We start from the raw sequence: 5,343 nt of genomic DNA, 5'->3' as shown, positions 1-5,343 counted from the left end.
CCACTGAATCGAGCGAGATAGATCCTGTGCATAGTTTTCGAAAGCGATCGCCGCTTTACCATCCCAGAAATTTCCGAGCTGGAGTGCGCTCCATGAGACGTTCTTAGAAGATGCTTCCATAGCATTCCCATACGCTCGATACGCACCGCCGAGGCGACGAAATTCATTCCAATTGCCCTCAAGGGGTTCGAATAGCTGACCAAGTGGACTCCACTTGTCGTCAGTCGCAAGTCGGATTCCTTCATTGAAGTCACCCAGCCAGCCCGTCTTGTCCTCGATAGCCTTGACCAGGTTCTCTTCCAGTCCATCCGGAGGCGGCAATGTAATGCCTTCCGGCCCAGTGTAGCTGACCGGATTTGGATAATTTTCGGTGATCCCTTGTCCGGCGATCGACGAATCACTTTCACGGCCTGCGATGCTCATCGTATGACTGTTTAGTGCGGCATAATTTCGCTGATCCGTGTCGTGGTACATCCATGCAGCCCGGTTCAGGTTGATTGCCGTTCCCTCAGCTGCAGAAGAATAGTTCTTTGTCGACTGATTCGCCGAGTCACGCAGGTTGGTCACCGCCGGAACAATGGCGGCAATGATCTCCCCCATCATCTTGTTCGATGGAGTGCCGTGGTTGTTGATGTAGCCAGCGATGCTTGTCAGGTCAGTACCGATGTCGCGGTACACCCCCGAAATGCCAGCGATCTCGTCTGGATGTGCCCTCAACGCGTCGTTATCGCCCATAATAGGTACCTGTCAGTCGTTCGGCCGTTTGACCATTGTGGAGGTTGCGTAGTTCGGTACCGATCCATCGGGTGAATTCGGTTGCCAGTACCCCGGCGTCACCCGGTGCAATGCGAACGCGGTCGCTGGTTCGGTGTAGGAGGTGGCGAGCGTCGTCAGCGATGTCAAGCCACTCGATGAATCGGATCGGGCCGGAGCGACAGTGAAGGTTGCCGCGGAATATTGCGGCCGACCCCGATCCAATGCGAGGGCGGTCGAGCAGTCGCCTGTAACGCTCGCTTGGCGTGTTGCGGGCGACATCGACGAAGTAGCTGCTGCGGTCAGGTTCGAGATCGCGGGGGTGAATCTCTTCTCCCCGACGAAGTACACCCGATCACGGCGATCCCTAGCCCAAGTACGCCGAGACCGCAACCAAGTTTGCTCACTAACCGACCCATGCCATTCCTCCCCTCGGCCGGTGCAGTGTATCAGCAATGACAACCGCGATCAGCGTGCACGAGATGACCGCAAAGATCACCAAACCCGCAGCAACACATCACGAATGACCGATTACCGAGCATCAGGTCTCGCGTAACGTTGCTAGCGTCAGAGCAACAGTTCGAGGATCCAGCGGAGGACTCTGCCGATCGTTCGCAGGATCCTCACGCCGAGCGACGGCGTATCAGCAGGGCCCTTCTTCGAAAAATCTATCTTGGCCATCTCATTGGTTTCCGCTCAGAGTGTGGTCAACGTCGGTCAGCTGATTCCCAATCGCCCGGTGCACGCGGGCCAGGCACCCCAGCCCTGACGGGCCCGCGTCACCTCGGCGATCGCGATCTGCTCTTCGCGGCTGGCCAGGTCGGCGCGCGGTGCGTACTTCAAGCCACCCTGGCGTTCCCAGGTGCTCTGATCGAACTGGATGCCGCCGTAGTACCCGTTGCCGGTGTTGATCGCCCAGTTCCCCGTCGACTCACACTTGGCCAGCGCATCCCACACCGCACCGTCACGCACCGGCGGAACCTCGGTCCCCGGCTTGGCGCCCTTGCGGATCGTCTTGTTCTGCGCGGGCGTGATCACATTCGAATGCACCTGCACGCGTGAGGCTTCGACGCCGTTCACCATCTTCACCGCGAACGTCGCCTCGTGCAGACCGGGCATCCCCGGGTTCTCCACCACGGTGCGGCTCATGTTCATGGTCACGTCCTCGATCACCGTTTCGGTGGGATCGAGCGGCAGGGTCTCGGTGCGCTGTTCGGTGCGCTGCCGGGTGACGACGACCTGCATGCCCTCGGCGAGGGGGGTCGTGGCGGCGGGCTCGGTGAAGTCCTCGTCCTTCAACGGAACGCCCGCGGCCGTGAGGAATTCACCGATGGTCGCGGCGGCGAGGCGCACATCGACCGGGGCTGCGCCACCGTCGACCAGCGCGATGGTGCGCGGGGTGTACACACTCAGCGCCGCACCCGCGAGGGGCAGTTTCTCGGTGCGCGAGGGCAACACGTGGGTGTCGGACGGGATCTGCATCGATGCCAGCGCGTCGCCCGCGGTGGTGCCGGTGGTCCACACCTTGCGCTCGACACCGTCGACGGTGACGGTGATCTCGCGGCCCCGGTTGAAGGTGATGGTGGCGCCGTCGCCGACCTTGGCGCTCGCGGCGGGGATCACCTCGTCGTGTTCGGCGATCTCGTAGCCCGCGTCGGCCAGGATGGCGCGCACGTCGCGCGACATCGTCGAGAGCTCGGTCCGTTCGCCGTCGATGACGATCGCGACCGTCTTGTGGTTCACGATGGCCAGCGAGGCGCCGACGAGAAGAATCAGCAGCATGGCCGCCACCGCTGCGAACAGCAGCGGTGAACGTGACGAGTTGATCCGCGCAAAAGCTGACATGATTACAGGACGATAACGACGCGGTGCGCGGTAGACAACACCAGGCCGCCCGAACAGCGGATCGTAGATCACAATTCGATATAGACCGCGCTGGTAGATAACGATGTCAGCGAAGGAATGTGAGCCGACTCACGTTTAATGTCCAGCCCCCTGTCGATCCGGCGAAACGGACTACCGAATCCGATACAGCCTGCGCGCGTTGGCGGTGGTGATCTCGGCCAGCGTCTGCGGGTCCTGTTCCCGCACTTCGGCGAGCGCGCGGACGGTGTACGGCAGGCAGTACGACTCGTTCGGCGCACCGCGATACGGGTGCGGTGTCAGATACGGCGCATCGGTTTCCACCAGGATCTGGTCGTCGGGCACCAGCTTGGCGGCCTCGCGCAATTCGTGCGCGTTCTTGAAACTCACCGTGCCCGAGAAGCTCAGCACGTACCCCTCCGCCACGCACGCCTCGGCCATCGTGGCGTCCGAGGAGAAGCAGTGGAAGATCACCGTGTCCGGCGCACCCTCGTCGAGCAGCACCGTGAGCAGGTCGTGGTCGGCTTCGCGGTTGTGGATCATCAGCGGTTTGCGCACGCGTTTGGCCAGGTCGATGTGCCAGCGGAAACCCTCGATCTGGGTTTCGATGTCGGCGCAGCCGTCGAGCTTGCCCGGCCAGTAGTAGTCGAGGCCGGTCTCACCGACCGCGACCACGCGCGGGTCGGTGGCGAGGTGCTCGAGCTCGGCCTTCGCCTTGTCGTCGAGGGCGTTGGCCCGGGTGGGATGCAACGCGACAGCGGCGTATACCCGCGGATCCCAGTTCGCGGCCCGCACGGCCCACTGCGCGGCGGCGAGATCGTCGGCGACGGTCACCACGTGCCCGACACCGGCCGAGGCGGCCCGGTCGACGATGGCCGCGGTCGACGCGGCATCGGTTGCGCCACAGGCATCGAGGTGGGTATGCGCGTCGATCAGGGGCGCGAGCGGCGGCGGAACAGGCGGAGCCGGACGATTCGTGTTTGCCACCCGGATTAGAGTAGTGCCCATCATGAGTGCAGCCGAAGGCGCCGAGGCGCCCGCCTTCTACGTCACGACGGCCATCGCGTACCCCAACGGTGTGCCGCATATGGGCCACGCGTACGAGTACATCTCCACCGACGCGATCGCCCGCTTCAAGCGACTCGACGGTTACGACGTGTTCTTCATGACCGGCACCGACGAGCACGGTCAGAAGATGCAGCAGACCGCCGCCACCGAAGGCATCCCGGTGCAGGAGCTCGCAGCCCGCAATTCCGACGTCTTCGAGGCGATGGACAAGGCGCTCGACATCTCGTTCGACCGCTTCATCCGCACCACCGATGACGACCACATGGCCGCGAGCGTCGCCATCTGGGAACGGATGCTCGCCAATGGCGACATCTACCTCGACAACTACTCGGGTTGGTACTCGGTGCGCGACGAGGCCTTCTACAACGAGGACGAGACCACCCTCCTCGCCGACGGCACCCGCGAGTCCACCGAGACCAAGACCCCGGTCACCTGGTCCGAGGAGTCGAACTACTTCTTCAAGCTCTCGGAGTATCAGGACAAGCTCCTCGCCCTCTACGAGGAGCGGCCCGAATTCATCGCACCCTCGACGCGGCGCAACGAGATCGTCAGCTACGTCAAGTCCGGGCTGAAGGACCTGTCGATCTCCCGCACCACCTTCGACTGGGGTGTTCCGGTCCCCGGCGCGCCCGACCACGTGATGTACGTGTGGGTCGACGCGCTCACCAATTACTTGACCGGCGTGGGCTTTCCGAACACCGACTCCGCCGCGTTCCAGAAGTTCTGGCCTGCCAACCTGCACATCATCGGCAAGGACATCACCAAGTTCCACACGGTGTACTGGCCCGCGTTCCTGATGTCGGCCGGGATCGCACTCCCCGACCGGGTGTTCGTGCACGGGTTCTTGTACAACAAGGGCGAGAAGATGTCGAAGTCGACGGGCAATGTCGTCGACCCGCTCTCGCTGGTGTCCACCTACGGCCTCGACCAGGTGCGGTTCTTCCTGCTGCGCGAGATCTCTTACGGCCAGGACGGCAGCTACAGCAACGACGCCATCGCGGGCCGCATCAACGCCGACCTGGCCAACGAGTTCGGCAACCTGGTCCAGCGCAGCCTGACCATGGTCAACAAGAACTGCGACGCCAAGTCCCCCACGCCCGGCGAGTTCACCGACGAAGACCGTGCGCTGCTCGACCGCGCGAACGGGCTGCTCGCCAAATGCCGCGCCGAGTTCGACGTCCAGCAGATGCACCTCGCCCTGGAAGCCATCTGGCTCACCCTCGGCGAAACCAATCGCTACTTCTCCGCCAACGCCCCCTGGGCACTGCGCAAGTCGGGCACCGCAGAAGACCTGGCCCGTATGGCGACGGTCCTCTACGTCACCCTCGAGGTGGTCCGCATCGTCGCCATCCTGGTCCAACCGGTGATGCCGGGCTCCGCGGCCAAGATCCTGGACCTGCTCGCCCAGGAAGGCCGCACCTTCGCCGACATCGCCACTCCCCTGGTTCCCGGTCTCGACCTGCCCGCGCCGGAGCCGATCTTCCCGCGCTACGTCGAGCCGAAGGAATAGTCGAACGAGCTGTGGCGCACGGCCTTTCGCCGTGCGCCACTCGTTCGCAACCGCCGGGTATCTCAACTCACCGTGGTCGGCAGCGTTCGCCAAGCCGGTCTGCGACCGATGGTCACCCATCGCAGGATCCATTCGGCGGGGCCGTAGCG

General features: G+C 63.4%; 4 protein-coding genes. 1 reads left to right on the top strand and 3 read right to left on the bottom strand.

Annotated elements, in window-relative coordinates; translation table 11 throughout:
• The 3 genes from ACFWF3_RS22845 to ACFWF3_RS22835 form a co-directional block, all read right to left on the bottom strand.
• On the bottom strand, positions 1-735 hold a 735-nt coding region (locus ACFWF3_RS22845), incomplete at its 3' end, for a type VII secretion target (protein WP_379315200.1).
• Positions 736-1,470: 735 nt separating this feature from the next.
• Positions 1,471-2,598: a transglycosylase family protein gene (locus ACFWF3_RS22840; RefSeq protein WP_378993213.1), complete on the bottom strand. Its 1,128-nt coding sequence runs from the start codon at positions 2,596-2,598 to the stop codon at positions 1,471-1,473.
• 171 nt (positions 2,599-2,769) lie between these two features.
• A complete protein-coding gene (locus ACFWF3_RS22835) occupies positions 2,770-3,624 on the bottom strand; it encodes a TatD family hydrolase (RefSeq protein WP_379315199.1) in 855 nt (284 codons plus the stop codon).
• A 1-nt stretch (position 3,625) separates the two neighbouring features.
• Here ACFWF3_RS22835 and metG point away from each other — a divergent pair, with 1 nt between their 5' ends.
• Positions 3,626-5,194, top strand: a complete 1,569-nt coding sequence (metG, locus tag ACFWF3_RS22830; protein WP_379315198.1) for a methionine--tRNA ligase — start codon at positions 3,626-3,628, stop codon at positions 5,192-5,194.
• Positions 5,195-5,343: the final 149 nt, after the last annotated feature.

Source organism: Nocardia sp. NPDC060220 (assembly GCF_042727815.1).
GTDB lineage: Bacteria > Actinomycetota > Actinomycetes > Mycobacteriales > Mycobacteriaceae > Nocardia.
Note: the sequence above shows the minus strand (reverse complement) of the source record. Positions and strands in the feature narration are given on the sequence as shown.